The organism is Clostridium sp. NSJ-145 (assembly GCF_021044725.1).
Classification (GTDB): Bacteria; Bacillota; Clostridia; order Clostridiales; family Clostridiaceae; genus Clostridium; species Clostridium disporicum_B.
In genome coordinates, this window is sequence record NZ_JAJNOS010000009.1 from 95659 (window position 1) to 111509 (window position 15851).

Annotated in this window: 14 protein-coding genes; all 14 read left to right on the forward strand. The window is 31.2% G+C overall.

What is annotated here, in order from left to right:
- The first annotated feature begins 213 nt into the window (after positions 1-213).
- The 14 genes from LQE93_RS09575 to LQE93_RS09640 all read left to right on the forward strand — a co-directional run bounded on the left by LQE93_RS09575 (position 214) and on the right by LQE93_RS09640 (position 15769).
- Positions 214-1548: an LCP family protein gene (locus LQE93_RS09575; protein ID WP_231073272.1), complete on the forward strand. Its 1335-nt coding sequence runs from the start codon at positions 214-216 to the stop codon at positions 1546-1548.
- 182 nt (positions 1549-1730) lie between these two features.
- Positions 1731-2549, forward strand: coding sequence for a 6-phosphogluconolactonase (locus tag LQE93_RS09580; RefSeq protein WP_231073273.1), 819 nt, complete (start codon positions 1731-1733; stop codon positions 2547-2549).
- A 17-nt stretch (positions 2550-2566) separates the two neighbouring features.
- Positions 2567-3718 (forward strand): N-acetylglucosamine-6-phosphate deacetylase, encoded by a 1152-nt coding sequence (gene nagA, locus LQE93_RS09585; protein WP_231073275.1) that lies wholly within the window; start codon positions 2567-2569, stop codon positions 3716-3718.
- Positions 3708-3866 (forward strand): hypothetical protein, encoded by a 159-nt coding sequence (locus LQE93_RS09590; protein ID WP_231073277.1) that lies wholly within the window; start codon positions 3708-3710, stop codon positions 3864-3866. The genes nagA and LQE93_RS09590 overlap by 11 nt, the downstream gene beginning before the upstream one ends.
- Before the next feature lie 119 nt (positions 3867-3985).
- Positions 3986-4801, forward strand: a complete 816-nt coding sequence (locus LQE93_RS09595; protein WP_231073279.1) for an ABC transporter permease — start codon at positions 3986-3988, stop codon at positions 4799-4801.
- A complete protein-coding gene (locus LQE93_RS09600) occupies positions 4777-5568 on the forward strand; it encodes an ABC transporter ATP-binding protein (protein WP_231073280.1) in 792 nt (263 codons plus the stop codon). Before LQE93_RS09595 ends, LQE93_RS09600 begins: the two co-directional genes overlap by 25 nt.
- Before the next feature lie 30 nt (positions 5569-5598).
- Complete coding sequence (locus LQE93_RS09605) at positions 5599-6678, forward strand: aliphatic sulfonate ABC transporter substrate-binding protein (RefSeq protein ID WP_231073281.1); 1080 nt, start codon at positions 5599-5601, stop codon at positions 6676-6678.
- Positions 6679-6816: 138 nt separating this feature from the next.
- Positions 6817-8316 (forward strand): sensor histidine kinase, encoded by a 1500-nt coding sequence (locus tag LQE93_RS09610; RefSeq protein WP_231073283.1) that lies wholly within the window; start codon positions 6817-6819, stop codon positions 8314-8316.
- A gap of 26 nt (positions 8317-8342) precedes the next feature.
- The gene (locus LQE93_RS09615; protein ID WP_231073284.1) at positions 8343-9026 is read left to right on the forward strand and encodes a response regulator transcription factor; all 684 of its coding nucleotides are present in this window, start codon (positions 8343-8345) and stop codon (positions 9024-9026) included.
- An 83-nt stretch (positions 9027-9109) separates the two neighbouring features.
- Positions 9110-10291: a 6-phosphofructokinase gene (locus tag LQE93_RS09620; protein WP_231073285.1), complete on the forward strand. Its 1182-nt coding sequence runs from the start codon at positions 9110-9112 to the stop codon at positions 10289-10291.
- Between the two features lie 15 nt (positions 10292-10306).
- Positions 10307-11233, forward strand: coding sequence for a triose-phosphate isomerase (locus LQE93_RS09625; protein WP_231073287.1), 927 nt, complete (start codon positions 10307-10309; stop codon positions 11231-11233).
- Positions 11234-11361: 128 nt separating this feature from the next.
- Complete coding sequence (locus tag LQE93_RS09630; RefSeq protein WP_231073288.1) at positions 11362-12798, forward strand: lactate racemase domain-containing protein; 1437 nt, start codon at positions 11362-11364, stop codon at positions 12796-12798.
- Positions 12799-12801: 3 nt separating this feature from the next.
- Positions 12802-13950 carry a class II fructose-bisphosphate aldolase gene (locus LQE93_RS09635; RefSeq protein ID WP_231073289.1) on the forward strand — a complete coding sequence of 383 codons (1149 nt, stop codon included), beginning with the start codon at positions 12802-12804 and terminating at the stop codon, positions 13948-13950.
- A gap of 340 nt (positions 13951-14290) precedes the next feature.
- Entirely contained in the window at positions 14291-15769 is a 1479-nt protein-coding gene (locus LQE93_RS09640; protein ID WP_231073294.1) for a chromate transporter, read from the forward strand.
- Positions 15770-15851: the final 82 nt, after the last annotated feature.

Here is a 15851-nt window from a genome sequence, read left to right on the forward strand (position 1 = left end):
TCATGTCGTAGGCTTTTATTTATTTTGTATAGGCAAATGTTTTTTCGGTTTACTAAAAATTTATTTTGCCTACAGAAGCTCTTTTTTTATGAGGTGGTAGAATAACTTATTCCCTTATGTAAATTAATTTTGAAATTTTAAAAAACTTATTGTTTATTTATATGAAGTTAGTATAAAATGGAAGGTATATGAAGTATGGAGGTGTGGGGTAAGTTGGATTCACAAGAAACAAAGGATAGTAATAGAAGAAAGAAAAGAAAGTTAAGTAAGAAAAAGAAGATTATAATAAGCGCTTTTTCAGTACTATTATTATTAATAGTATTTATAGCTTCGGGATATTTTTACGTGAGAAGTAAGATATATAGGCCTACTAAGCAGATTGAAAAACCTACTGTTACTCAAAATACTGAAAGCGAGGAAACAGTTGAATATAGGACAGTTGAAGGTATTACCAATGTTTTATTATTAGGTGTTGATGGAATAGATTTTGATGCAGCGGATCAAAGATCTGATTCAATGATAATAGCAACATTGGATAGTAATAATAAAAAGATTAAGTTAACCTCACTGTATAGAGATGCGTTAGTATATATACCAGGTTATGGAGAAAATAAGATGAATGCATCATTTTCTTTAGGTGGACCTGAATTAGTAATGGAGACTATAAAATATAATTATGATATTAATATAGAAAAATATGTAATGATAAATTTTGTAGGATTTGAGGCTATTATAGATCAAATAGGTGGAATAGAAATTGATGTTCAGGAATATCAATTGAATGAATTAAATAAGTATATTGGTGAAGCAACAGGAGGAAATGATTGTCCTGTAGAAGAGCCTGGACTTCAAACGCTCAATGGTAAACAAGCTTTATCTTATGCAAGAATAAGAAAAGGTGTTGGAGATGACTACGAAAGAACAGAAAGACAAAGAGAAGTCCTTTTTAAAGTTGCTGAAAAATTACAGAAGACTAAGCCTATTAAGTATCTTGGTATAGCAACTAAGATGCTAGATTATCTTAGAACAAATATAGATCTTTATGAGTGTCTTGACTTAGCATATACTGTATTTAAATTCCCTAGTCTAGTTACAGAACAGTTAAGTATACCAGTTCCTGAACTCTCAGAAGATGTTAAGATTGATGGTATAGGTTGGGTTATAAGTATGGATAGGTATGAAAATGCAGAAATATTAAATGATTTTATATTTAATGATTATTTGCCAGATTTTATACTTAACAGATCTACAGAAAAAGATCCAAGTATTTATTTTGAATATGATGGATTTGGAAGTAGTTATGATGAAAGTTATTATTACGAAGAATATTACTATGAGGAAGATTATTATACACCAGAGATATATGAACCTATTGAAGAAGAGGTAATACATCCTGAAGAACCTTCTGAAGATATTGTACCTCCAGTTAATGAAAGTAATACCGGAGATGGAACAATAACTGATGATGGAAGTAATCAAGGAGAAGATTTAGGCAATAGTGACAATTTTGATAATAATCAAATGTCACCTGAAGGGGAAGCTCCATAAGAAAAATAATATGATAGATAATATAGAGACAGATTAGCTGATGTAGAAAAGCTAATCTGTTTTTTTTAGTAATTATCTGTGATTATATAAAAAGTATGAAAAAAATTAATACTTTCTTAGGAAGGATATTATAGTAGAATTTTATTATAGAAAATATATAGCATTGTATGGGGGATAGATTTATGTATAAAAAAACTATTGAAGAATTAGTAAATAATGACGTTATCGATGTAAAGGTTTTGGGTGATGCTGGAGAAGTGTTTTATGAGATGGCATTAGATATGATAGAAGAAATAAATAAAAATAATGAAGAAGGAAAAAGAACTGTATTTATATGCCCAGTAGGGCCTACAGGTCAATATCCTATCTTTGTTAGACTAGTAAACAAGCATAAGATAAGCTTGAAAAATGTTTGGTTTATAAATATGGACGAATATATGATAGATGAAAATACTCCTATTTCAAAGGGGCATGAATTAAGCTTTAGAGGATTTATGGAAAAGTCAGTTTACTCAAAGATAGATTTAGATTTAGTAATGTCAGAAAATCAAAGGATTTTCCCAGAAGTAGGTAATGAGCAAAAGGTTATGGAAACAATCGAAAAGTTAGGTGGAGTAGATATATGTTTTGGTGGAATAGGAATAAATGGACATATAGCTTTCAATGAGCCACCAGAACAACATGAAGTATGTACTGCTGAAGATTTTAAAAATCGTACTACAAGAGTATTGAATATTTCAAGAGAAACTATAACAATTAATGCAGTTGGCTCTTTGGGAGGTGCTATTAAAGCTATGCCTAAGATGTGTATTACAATAGGGATGAAGGAAATTTTAAGTGCAAGAAAGATTAAACTTTATTGCTTTAGAGATTGGCATGGAGCGATAGTTAGGGAAGGGATATTTGGAGAAAGAACAGTAGCATGCCCGTTATCTTTATTAAGAGATCATAATGATGTTGAGATAACTTTAACTTCAAATGCTGCAAAGATGCCATATTAATTTAATGAGGTGAATTTATGAGTAGTTTAGTTATTACTAATGGGAAAATATTAGTTGGGAAAGAGTACGTTAATGGAAACTTAGAAATAGTAGATGGGATTATAAATAGAATTGGTGATTTTAAAATTGATAATAATGAATTAAGGGTGTTAGATGTTAGTGGACAAGTTGTAATTCCAGGATTTATAGATATTCATACTCATGGAGGAAATGGGATTGATATAAATCATGCTTCAAAAGATGATTTAAATAAGTTAAGTAAGTTTTTTGCAAGTTGTGGTGTTACAAGCTTTTTGCCAGCAGTTTTAACAGATACTCATGAAACTATGTGTGAATTATTAAGTGAAATTGCTAATGCAAAGGAAGGAGGGACAGAGGGTTCAGAAATTTTAGGAATCCACATGGAAGGACCTTTCTTATGTGTTCAGTATAAAGGTGCTATGCCAGAATATTTAATTCAGGATGCATCTATTGAAAATATGAAGGATTATATAAAGGCAAGTAAAAACAATATTAAATATATGACTATATCTCCAGAAAATAATGGGATAGAGGAGTTAGTAGCTTATTTAAAGGAAAATAATATAGTGGCTTCTATGGGACATACAGGAGCTGATTATGATAAGTGTTTAAGCTGCATTAATCAAGGAGTTACAAGTTCAACTCATGTATTTAATGCTATGGGAACTATTCATCAGCATAGACCATCAGCTATAGGAGCAGCTTTAGAATCAGATCTTTACTCAGAAATAATATGTGATGGGTTTCATCTTCATCCAGGAATAGTTAGACTTATTATTAAGGTTAAAGGGGATGATAAGATTTTGGCTATAACTGATTCAATTATGGCAGCAGGATTAAGTGATGGAGAGTATAAGTTAGGAGTAAATGATATAGTTGTTAAAGATGGAGATGCCCAATTAGCTTCTGATGGAACAAGAGCAGGGAGTACATTAACTATGGATAGAGCCTTAAGAAATTTAATTAAATTTACAGGTAAAGACTTAGAGGATGTAATTAGATTTTTAACTAAAAATCAGGCTAATGTACTTGGTTTAGATAATAAGGGGGAAATAGCTTTAGGTAAAGATGGTGATGTTGTTATTTTAGATGATAAATTAATTCCACTTTACACAGTAGTTAAGGGAAAAGTTGTATATGAGAGATAAGATAAAATTTTCAGGAGATACAAGCTGTATATTTTACTGGTGTGAAATAAATTGTTATGTATCAGGTAAACTTTTAGGGGTTAATCAATTTAGTCAAATTGGAGTAGAGAATTATAAGAAGAGGGTGTTTGAAAGATTAGGAAAATAACATTGACAATAAAGTATGATAAAATATCATACTTGTCCAATGCGACATACAATTGTAAGATTAAAACATAAAGTAAATGTTTACAGGGAGAGTTGATATAAATAAAAGGGAGGATAATTATGAATATGACAGTTAAAAAGAGTAAAAGCTCAGAAAATAAATTTTCATCAATTATAAATAAAATTGATAATAGAGTTTGGGTATTTATATCTTTTTTATTAGCAATATTAGTTTGGCAACTTATCTCAATGACTGATGCTGGAGGAGTTATATTTGCATCACCAGCAGAGGTAATTGGGGCTTTAATTAATCAAGTACAAAAGGGGAAAATATGGATTCATATTAGAAAGAGTTTATTTAGGGTTTTAGGTGGATTCACATTTGGGCTTATAGCAGCAATTCCAGTAGCTTTCTTAATGGGATGGTATAAGGTGTTTAGGAATATAGTAGAGCCATGGATACAATTTATAAGAACAATACCTCCAATAGCATATATACCACTAGTAATAGTTGGAGCAGGTATCGGAGAACCATCAAAGATAATAGTTATATTTATAGCTTCATTCTTAGTGATGGTTGTTTCAATATACCAGGGGGTAAGAAATGTTGATGCTACATTAATTAAAGCAGCAAGAGTCTTAGGAGCTAAAGATGGAACTATATTTTTAAAGGTTGTTGTCCCTGCATCGTTACCATTTATATTAGTTGGTATAAGGTTAGGTCTTGCAGCAGCGTTAACAACTCTAGTTGCATCAGAACTTACTGGAGCACAAGCAGGGCTTGGAACGATGATTCAAGAAGCAAGTTTATATTTCCAAATGGATATAGTTCTACTTGGAATAGTTATAATAGGTGTAATAGGCATTACATTGGAAAAATTAGTTAAATTTTTAGAGAGGAGACTTACAGGATGGCAGGAAACACATCAAGCGTAAAGGTTAGAATAGATAATGTTAAAAAAGTATTTGATACAAGAAGAGGAGAAGTGGTTGCACTTAATGGAGTTTCCTTTGATATAAAAGAAAACGAATTCATATGTGTTGTTGGACCTTCAGGATGTGGGAAATCAACTCTTTTAAACATATTAGCAGGATTGGATAGTCCAACGTCAGGAGAAGTTTATGTAGATGGAAATTTAGTTGAAGGACCAGGTCCAGAAAGAGGAGTAGTATTTCAACAATATGCATTATTTCCATGGCTAACAGTTGAAAAGAATATAGAATTTGGATTGAAGCTTAAAGGACTTCCACAAAGTGAAATAAAAGAAAGAGTAGAAAAATACTTAGAAGTAGTAGGACTTAATGAATTTGCTAAATCTTATCCTAAGGAGTTATCAGGAGGGATGAAGCAAAGAGTTGCTATAGCAAGAGCATATGCAGTAAATCCAGAAGTATTACTTATGGATGAACCATTCGGAGCTCTTGATGCTCAAACAAGAACTCAGCTTCAACAAGAGTTATTAGATACTTGGGAGAAAGAACAAAAGACATGTTTTTTTATTACACATGATGTTGAAGAGGCTATAATATTGGCTACTAAGGTAATAATAATGAGTGCTAGACCAGGACGCATAAAATCAATCATAGATGTAAATATTCCTTACCCAAGAAATCAAGAAACAAAGATGACACGAGAGTTTATTGAATTGAAAAATGAAATTTGGGCTCAAGTATATCATGAATATCTTGAGGTTGCAAAATAAATCCAAATTAAAATTAAGGGGGAAAAGAGAATGAAAATTAAAAAACTATTAAGTTTATTAGCTGTAGGGATAATTGCTACAGGACTTTTTGCAGGATGCTCAAGCTCTAACAAGGAAAGTGGAGAAACAAGTCAACCAACAACTACTGAAGAGAAAGAAGAACCTACAGTAGAAGAAGAAAAACCATTAGAAACAGTTAAGATGAAGATAGCTTACCATCCAAATATGGGAGGTGCTTCTGCAATGGTAACTGGTATCGACAAAGGATACTTTGAAGAACAAGGTCTAGAAATTGAATTAGTTAAATTTACAGCTGGGCCGCCAGAAGTTGCAGCGATGGTTTCTGGAGATATAGATGTAGGATATATAGGACATGGTGCCCACCTTTTAGCTTGTCAAGGTCAAGTTAAGTTATTTGCTCTAGATTGCACAAGCCAAGCTGATGAATTATTAGTAAATATAGATTCTGGAATAGCCAAAATAGAAGATTTAAAAGGAAAGACTATAGCAACTCAATTAGGTACATCAGGAGAAGTTATCTTAAACCTTGCTCTTGAATCAGTAGGTTTGACTAGAGAGGACGTTGAAGTTGTAAATATGGAAGTTGCAGGAGCTGTAACAGCATTTATATCTGGACAAGTTGATGCTGTTTCAATATGGTCACCAAATACTAATACTGTTAGAGAAGCCTTAGGTGAGGATAAAGTTGTTAAGCTTGCTTCAAATGAAGACTTCACGGATAATTTCGTATTCCCATCAAGCTGGGTTGTTACTGAAAAGTATGCAAGTGAAAATAGAGACGTTCTTGTAAGATTTACAAAAGCATTGTTAAAATCAATGGATTATAGAAATGCTAATATTGATGAATCAGCTAAATTGGTTGCTAAGCAAATAGATGCTGATGAAGAAACAATTCTTGCAACTAAGAATGAAGGAAAATGGTTAACTTCTAAAGAAGTATACGATGCAATTAAAGATGGTCAAGTTGAAAAATGGTATAAAGCTCAGCAAGATTTATTCATAAAAGAAGGAAAACTTGATAAGGAAGTACCAGTCACTGATTACTTTGATTCAAGTATATTAACAGAAGCTTATGAAGGATTAAATTAAGTATAATTTTAAATATAGAGCGTGATGGTTATCATGCTCTATATTGATATAATTATTAAAATAAACAAAAAGTATACGAAATATTCTGAAAAATGTGATACAATCAAAATAATAATTGTAAAAATATGGAGTATTAGTATGTTAATTGTAATTTTGTTTTTATTGGCTATTATTTCTGTCGCAATTTTGATATTGGATAGAAATAAATTATATTTCTTAATAGCTGGTTTATATATAAGCTGTATATTAATGTTTATGGGACTTATTTTGTTCTTTGCAAAATCAGGAGGACTTTCAGATAGTCAGCAGCTATTTCTTTTCATAACTAAAGGTATACAAAATTGTATTAAATATACAGCTATATCTTTAGATACTATAGGATACCTCGTTGTTATTGGAAGAAGTTTATTTCCATTATTTCTGTTATTAATAGCTATGAATTATTCAATGATTGATTGGATTAGAAGTAATAGAGTTATATATAAAATAGCTACAATACCATCTATAATTTTCCTTATAATTTTTTATCCTGCAAATTATAGAGTATGGTTTAAAGGGTATTTGATACTTCAGAAATCACTTAATAAGTTAGTATTATGGTGGATTTTGTTATATATAGCCTTGGCTATAATATTGTTTGTACACGAATATAGCAAAATAACAATTAATTTTATAAAAAGGAAGTTTGGATATATAGCCATTGCTCAAATAAGCATTACTATATTTTATATATTATTTGCAATAGATAGTCCAATATATATATTTCAACCTCATGGTTATGAATATCTCTGGGGAAAATATAGCTACATAAATCCTAACATTTCTTTAGATAAATGGTTTTTGATTTCTGGAATAGTTATTTTATTGCTTATATTTGGAGCTATAAATTTAGCTAATACTCATATTAATTATGATGATAAAGATGAAGATAAAATAATGAAAAGAAGAGTAAATACAGCTGGAGAAGTAGTTAGTATATTTATTCATGGAATAAAAAATCAGCTTATTGCACTAAAGCTTTTAAGTAGAAATATAAAGAAACTAGTAGAAGTTGATGATGCTAATGATATCGATTTAGACAAGCTTAAAGATAATGCGAGAAAATTAGGAACTCTTACAGAGCAGATGACTGAGAGAATGGAAGAACTTCATAAGTGCTTTAAATCAAAGACAATAACTTTACAACCTATAGAGATTGAAGAGGTTGTAAAAAAAGCATATAGTAAATTTTCACAAAAGTATCAAGTAGATGATATAGAAATAACTTATGAGAATAATAATACTATTTTAGCGGATATTGATCACTTAAGTGAAGCTGTATATAACCTAATGGTTAATGGATATGAAGCACTTTTGAGATGTAGTGATGATAGAAATAAAAAACTTAATGTATATATTCAATCAGAACGATTGTATAACGTGATAGTAATTAAAGATAATGGAATTGGTATGGATAGTAAAAAAAGAAGAAAGATATTTGAGCCATTTTATACAGATAAAAATACAAATCAAAATTGGGGAATGGGTCTTTATTATGTAAGAAAAATTGCTAAATATCACTTTGGATTTACTCGAGTAGAGAGTAAGGTAGGTGAAGGAACTACGTTCTATGTGATGCTTCCTAAGTATGGTAGATAAATATTGTGGATTGGTAGGGGAAAGGTATGGATTCTAAAATTAAAATATTACTTGCAGAAGACTTTGAAATAATACGAGATGATTTTTGTGAACTCATAGAAAGTCAAGACGATATGGAGATTCTAGGAATAGCAGGTACAAGGGCTGAAATAGTTGATTTGGCTAAAAATGTACATTGCGATATTATTTTGATGGATATTGAAATGGATACTTTGAATTCAGGTATTTTAGCAACAGAAGAAATACATAAATTTAATCAAGAGATTCCAGTAATATTTTTAACTGCTCATGATTCAGATAATATGATAGTAACTGCTATGGCTAGTGGTGCTGTTGATTATGTAGTTAAGTCAGCTGAATATAACACAATACTAAACCATATAAGAAAGGCATATGAAGGAGAACCTATACTTGAAGCTAGAATACAAACAAAAATGAGGGATGAGCTATTTAGGCTAAGCAGAACTGAAAAGAGCTTATTATTTTTTATAAATAATATATCAAAGCTTACGCCAGCAGAACGAGAGTTGATAAAGTTATTTTTAAAGAATAAAAAGATAGATGAGATAGCGAAAATTAGATGCGTTGAAGTGGTAACGGTAAAAACTCAAATAAAAGGACTCTTAAAGAAGTTTGGATTAAGTAGAACTAAGGAGATAGTGAAGCAAATAAGAGAGTTAAATATAGAGCATTTGTTTGAGAATGCATAGAAGTAAAGATAATTCTTATCCATATTCACTATAAATGGAGGCTAAACATTTTAGATATAAAATTTATAGAAGGGATAGTTTATATGAAGGGAAATATGATTATAGCTCATGGAGGAGGACCAACAGCAGTAATAAATGCATCACTTTATGGTGCTATAGAAGAAGCTAAGAAGTATGAAGAGATAGGTGCTATTTATGGTGCTATTGGTGGAAGTAGTGGGATTTTAGAAGAGAATTTTATAGATCTTAGAAAGCAATCACAAGAAATGATAGATTTATTGCCTAAAACACCAGCATCAGCATTGGGAACTTCAAGGTTCCCATTATATGAAAAAGAGTATGAAAGAATGTTAGAGATATTCAAGAAATATAACATTAAATATGTTTTATTTAATGGTGGAAATGGTTCAATGGATACATGCGGAAAGATATATGAAGTGGCGAAGGAAGATGGGATTAATGTCATTGGAATTCCTAAGACAATAGATAATGATATATCAATTACTGACCACTCTCCTGGTTTTGGAAGCTCAGCAAGGTATATGGCTAATTCAGTGAAGGAAGTAGGAGAAGATGTTAAGTCTTTGCCGATTCACGTTTCAATAATAGAAGCTATGGGAAGAAATGCAGGATGGATTACAGCATCATCAGCTTTAGCTAGAAAGAAGGAAGGAGATGCACCACATCTTATTTATTTGCCAGAAAGACCTTTCGTAAAAGAAGAGTTTTTAGAAGATGTTAAGAGATTTCATGAAAAATATGGTGGGGTAGTTGTAGTTGCTAGTGAAGGGTTAAAAAATGAAAATGGGCAGCCTATAGTGGAGCCTATATTTAAAACTGAAAGAGCAACTTACTTTGGAGATGTAGGAACACATTTAGCTACTTTGGTTATAAAAGAATTAGGAATAAAAGCTAGAAGTGAAAAGCCAGGAATATTAGGTAGAGCCTCAATAACTATGCAGTCAGAAGTTGATGTTAATGAAGCAATAGAAGCTGGGAGAATAGCGGTAAAAGCTGCTGTAGAAGGGAAAACAGGATATATGGTGGGATTAAATAGAATTTCAACAGAACCATATAAGTGTGAAACATCATTAATACCTATAAGCAAAGTTATGATGCATGAAAAAAAACTACCTAAAGAATTTATAAATGAAAGAGGTAATTATGTGACACAAGAATTTATAAATTGGTGCAAACCTCTTATAGGTAGAGAAATACAAGACTTTACAGATTTTAATTTAGGAGCAAGAAAAGAGCAAATTTAGATGGGAGGAGAAAATATGAGAGAAATATTCGTAAATCTTAAAAGATTTGATGTACCTAAGGAATTAGGTGGTATATGTAAGGTTGATAATCCTAAGGCTTGGATTGAGAATATAGTTGATAAAAGCGTTGAACTCGGATTAGGTACTTTGGAAGATATTATAGTTGTTTATATGTTGCCAGAAAGCTATATAATACCTGCAATTGAAAGATTAAAGAGATACCCTGCTAAAAGAACAAGAACATTAGCTATAGGAGTTCAAGGTGTTTATAGAACTGATGTAGAAAAAGGTGGTAATTTTGGAGCATTAACAACTCACTTACCAGCAGCATCAGCAGCTAATATAGGTTGTAAAAGTGTAATAATAGGGCATTGTGAGGAAAGAAGAGATAAGCAAGAGATAATAGAAGCATTCGAATCTAATATAACTAGAAATGAAGTTTTAATGGAAAAGTTAGCTAATGCAGTAGATAGTTTGATAAATAAAGAAGTTCTAGCTGCTTTAAAGAGAAATATGCATGTATTACTTTGTATAGGTGAAACTGCTCAGCAGAGAGGGACAGGTTCTTTAGAAGAAGTTAAGCCTAATGTTGAAAAAGTACTAAAAGGTCAACTTGAAAGAGGATTAGTGGGAGTTAAAGATTATTTAGATAGTACTAATATAGTTATTGCTTATGAGCCTATATGGGCAATAGGACCAGGAAAAACTCCGCCAGATAGCGATTATATAGCTTTTGTTTCATCATATATAAAAAAGGTTACAAGAGAGATTTTAGGAAAAGAGCTAGCTGTAGTTTATGGTGGAGGATTAAAAGAAGAAAATACAAAGATGATATCTGAGATAGAAACTATAGATGGTGGACTTGTGGCACTTACTAAGTTTACTGGAGACATAGGATTTAGTGTTGAAGATTTAAGAGTTATTATAGATAGATATAATTAGCCAGCAGAGTTTATTGGGAAAGTGCCTCTAGCAAGTGATAAAATTGAATTTATCAATTGAGAAGTATTTAAGTAAGGGTTAAAAATAAATTTAAATATAATTATGGATAGAGTTTAGGAGGAGAATTTATGAAGTTACAATTTGAATATGGTCATGGAGTTATGGATGCTAATTTACCAGATAATACAGATGTATTTATACCAGGAGTTACAGTCAAAGATCCTGAACCGATGGATAATATAGAAGAAAGAACTAGAGAGTCAATTTTAAATCCAATTGGAGTTAAGTCAATAAGCGAGCAGGTTAAAAAAGGATCAAAAGTAGTTATAGTTTTCCCAGATAGAGTTAAAGGTGGAACACAAGAAGATGCTCATAGAAAGGTTTCTATTCCAATAATTATAGATGAATGCCTAAAGGCAGGGGTTGAAAAGAGAGATATAAAACTTATTTGTAGTAATGGACTTCATAGAAAAAACACTAAGGATGAAATAAGAGGAATTTTAGGAGATAAAATATTTAATGCTTTTTGGTATAGTGGACAAATTACTAACCACGATAGTGAAAATTGGGATAACTTAGTTGACCTTGGATGCACAAACCGTGGTGATAAGGTAATAATGAATAAAGAAGTTTTTGATGCAGACCTTGCAGTTTTAATTGGACATGCTCAAGGTAATCCATATGGAGGATATTCAGGTGGATATAAGCATTGTTCTACAGGTATAACTCATTGGAGAAGTATAGCATCTCACCATGTACCAGATGTAATGCATGGAAGTGATTTTACTCCAGTTAGCAATAAGAGCTTAATGAGAACTAAGTTTGATGAAATTGGTCAACATATGGAAAAATGCATGGGTAAAAAGTTTTTTACTTGTGATGCTGTTTTAGATAGTAATTCAAGACAAATAGATATATTTACAGGATATGCTAAAGAAATTCAAAAGTTATCTTGGGAAGTTGCTAATAAACGTACTTATGTGCATTGGGCAGAAAAGAAATATGATGTTCTAGTATTTGGTATGCCTCAATTTTTTCACTATGGTAATGGTATGGGAACTAACCCAATTCTTATGATGCAAGCTATTTCCGCTCAAATTATAAGACATAAGAGAATACTTAGTGATAACTGTGTTGTTATATGTTCTTCAACTTGTAATGGATATTTCCATGATGAAGAATTTCCAGCATACAGAGAAGTATATGAAATGTTCCAAAAGAACTATGCAAATACATTACCAGATTTAAATCAATATGGCGAGTATTTAGCAACTAAGAAGGAATATATAGATAAATATAGATATGCTTATGCATATCATCCTTTCCATGCCTTCTCAATGATATCTTGTGGACATATTGCAGAAATGAATACTTCAGCAATATATATAGTAGGTGCTCAAGAGCCGGGATATGCTAGAGGAATGGGAATGAAGACTAGAGCCACATTTGAAGAAGCTTTAAGAGATGCAAGAAAATATGTTGGAGATAGTCCAAATATCTTAGCACTTCCATTAGCATTTAAAACTGCGGCGGTTCATCTTGCTATGAAAGAGGAGGAAATATAAGTTATGCCAATAATGCCATTAAGACCAGTTTTAGAAAGCTGTATTAAAAACGGATATGCTCAAGGGGCATATAATATGAACTCAGTACACCAAATAAAAGCTGCTATAGAAATTCATGAAATTTTAAGATCACCTCTTATAATTCAAGGAGCTGATTTTGCAAATGGCTTTATGGGGGGGAGATGTGACTTTCTTAACTCTACTTTAGAGGATAAAGCAAGAGGAGCAAAGAGAATAGTTGATGCAGTAAAAAAGTATGGAGAAAATTCTCCAATTCCAATAGTTATTCATTTAGACCATGGTAAGGATTTTGATTCTGTAAAGGTCGCTATAGATGCAGGATATACGTCTGTAATGATAGATGGGTCTAACTTAGATTTTGAAGAAAATGTTAGGTTAACTAAAGAAGTAGTTGACTATGCCCATGAAAGAGGTGTAACAGTTGAAGGTGAACTAGGAGTACTAGCTGGAGTTGAAGATAATGTATTTTCAGATGAATCAACTTATACAAACCCAATAAAGGTTGTTGAATTTTTCAGGAGAACAGGAGTAGACTCTTTAGCAATATCTTACGGAACTATGCATGGAGCTAATAAAGGAAAGAATGTAAAACTGAGAAAAGAAATAGCTATAGCATCAATGGAAAATTTAAGACATGAGGGAATAGTTGGAGCTTTAGTTTCACATGGTTCATCTACAGTTCCAGAATATATAGTTGATGAAGTTAATAAGTACGGTGGAGATATTAAAAATGCTGGGGGTATTTCTATAGAAGAAATAAAGAAGGTTATACCTTGTGGAATAGCTAAGATTAATGTTGATACAGATATAAGACTTGCAGTAACAAGAAACATAAGGGAGTATTTTTACAATTATCCTGAAAAGAGGGAAGTAGAATATTTAAAAGATATATATCAAATATTGACTGAAAAACCTGGTGGATTTGATCCAAGAGGGTATTTAACTCCAATAATGAAAACTATAACAAGTGGAGAAATTCCAAATGATGAAGTGAAGAGAATAGTTGAACTTATGGAAAAAGGGGTTAAAGAGATTTTAGGAAGCCTTACTGTACACTTTGGTTCAGTAGGATATGCTCCTAAAATAGAAAAAGTTACTTTAGGAGACATGAAAGCTAGATATTTAAAATAAATAAAGTGCGAAGCAAGATTTACAATGAAAAGTCGACTATGTCGATATGAAAATGTTACCATTATAGCGATGGAAATTTAACTAAAGTTAAAGTGAAAAGTATTAATTTGGATACTTTTCACTATTGCATAGGGAATATTTTCACTGTTACATCAGTTACTTTTTCACTTTTGACGAAGTCAAACTTTTCATAAAGGTGCTTCGCACTTTTATTCTGTAATTTCCTAATATATTAACAATAAAACCTAATATTATGCAATTTTAAAAATAGTAAATATATTAAAATATAATTGGATGAGTTTGAATTGAGAATTTATTAGTAGAAGAGAGGAGGGATAAAATGTTAAAGAGGTTAATAAGTATTTTTACATCTTTTTTTAAGATTGGTGTAATTGGGTTTGGTGGTGGAAGTGCTTTAATACCGATAGTTGAAAAAGAGATAGTTGAAGATAAGGAATGGTTTAATGAAGATGATTATTTAAAACATACAGTAATAGCTAATATCACGCCAGGAGCACTTCCAGTAAAGCTTGGTGCAGTTGCTGGATATGAAAGAGGTGGGGGACTAGGAAGTATATTAGGAGCATATGCAGTTACACTTCCAGGAGTAATATTAACTTTAGTACTTCTAACACTTTTTTCAATTGCAGGTGAAAAGATTGCTCATTATATAGAATTTGCATCAGTTGGAATATCTGTATTTATAATTAACTTACTTCTAAGTTACATATTAAAAGTAATTGAATCAGGTGAAAAAGAAGGTATAAAGAAGTACTATATAATGATTTGCATAGTAGCATTTGCTTTAACTGGTGGGAAAGAGATAAGACATTTAATCTCATCATTTTTAGAACGAGATTTAGGTGTATTAAGTTTTATAGTATTTGATATATCAACTATAAATTTGATGATAATATCATTTTTTATGATACTTTTTATAGGGTTAATAAGAACTAAAGAATCGATGATAATTGGAACAAGCATTTCTTTGATTTTTGCCTTTATAAATGGGAAAAATGGACTTGTTATTAATGGTGAAATAATATCGAATATACTTATGGTAGCCATGGCTATTTTAGCTTGTTATGCCATAGTAAGAGATAATAAGAAAAGACTAAAAAAAGAAAAGTCAAGGTTTAAAATAAGCAAACAAGCATATATTTCAATTGGGTTATTTATAGCAATACCAGTTGTATTATTTATTTTATTGATGATTTTAGCTCCAGAAGGTGGTAATATGGGAACTTTTGCAGGAGATGTTGCTATATCAACAGTTACATCTTTTGGTGGTGGTGAAGCTTACGTTTCAGTAGCAGATGGAATCTTTGTACAAAGTGGAATGGTGAATGCAGGAGATTTTTATAATAAGATTGTAGCCATAGCAAATGCACTTCCAGGACCAATATTAGTTAAGATAGCAGCAGGTGTAGGTTTTATTTTAGGTGGAAGCTTAAGTGGAGTATTATATGGATGGCTTTTAGCAATATTTGCAATGTCAGTAGCTGTAGGAGCTTGCTGCATAGTAGCAATAGTAGTGTTACTTGGTTATGATGCATTAAAAGATTCAAGGGCATTAATTATGGTAAAACAATTTATATTACCTGTAGTATGTGGAATGCTTATATCAACATCGTTAAGCATGATGATAGAAGGTATGAAGGTAACTGCAGGATTAGGAATAGCAGGATTTACAGCATTACCTCTTATGATTTTAGCTATAGCAATGCTTTATTTTGTTCATAAGAGATATCATTTAAGTGATATTATATTACTTTGTGGAAGTGCTGTAATAAGTCTTTCTATGCTACAAATGATTTAGTTAACTTTATTGATTAAAAATTAAAGAAGATTAGTATTGACATATGGTAATATCAGGTTTAAAATTAATATGTAAGCATAAT

Coding starts and splice junctions, on each gene's coding strand:
- LQE93_RS09610 (WP_231073283.1), top strand. CDS start 6,817: ATGTTAATTGTAATTTTGTTTTTATTGGCTATTATTTCTGTCGCAATT.
- LQE93_RS09590 (WP_231073277.1), top strand. CDS start 3,708: ATGAGAGATAAGATAAAATTTTCAGGAGATACAAGCTGTATATTTTAC.
- LQE93_RS09605 (WP_231073281.1), top strand. CDS start 5,599: ATGAAAATTAAAAAACTATTAAGTTTATTAGCTGTAGGGATAATTGCT.
- nagA (WP_231073275.1), top strand. CDS start 2,567: ATGAGTAGTTTAGTTATTACTAATGGGAAAATATTAGTTGGGAAAGAG.
- LQE93_RS09595 (WP_231073279.1), top strand. CDS start 3,986: ATGAATATGACAGTTAAAAAGAGTAAAAGCTCAGAAAATAAATTTTCA.
- LQE93_RS09625 (WP_231073287.1), top strand. CDS start 10,307: ATGAGAGAAATATTCGTAAATCTTAAAAGATTTGATGTACCTAAGGAA.
- LQE93_RS09600 (WP_231073280.1), top strand. CDS start 4,777: ATGGCAGGAAACACATCAAGCGTAAAGGTTAGAATAGATAATGTTAAA.
- LQE93_RS09620 (WP_231073285.1), top strand. CDS start 9,110: ATGAAGGGAAATATGATTATAGCTCATGGAGGAGGACCAACAGCAGTA.
- LQE93_RS09640 (WP_231073294.1), top strand. CDS start 14,291: ATGTTAAAGAGGTTAATAAGTATTTTTACATCTTTTTTTAAGATTGGT.
- LQE93_RS09580 (WP_231073273.1), top strand. CDS start 1,731: ATGTATAAAAAAACTATTGAAGAATTAGTAAATAATGACGTTATCGAT.
- LQE93_RS09615 (WP_231073284.1), top strand. CDS start 8,343: ATGGATTCTAAAATTAAAATATTACTTGCAGAAGACTTTGAAATAATA.
- LQE93_RS09635 (WP_231073289.1), top strand. CDS start 12,802: ATGCCAATAATGCCATTAAGACCAGTTTTAGAAAGCTGTATTAAAAAC.
- LQE93_RS09630 (WP_231073288.1), top strand. CDS start 11,362: ATGAAGTTACAATTTGAATATGGTCATGGAGTTATGGATGCTAATTTA.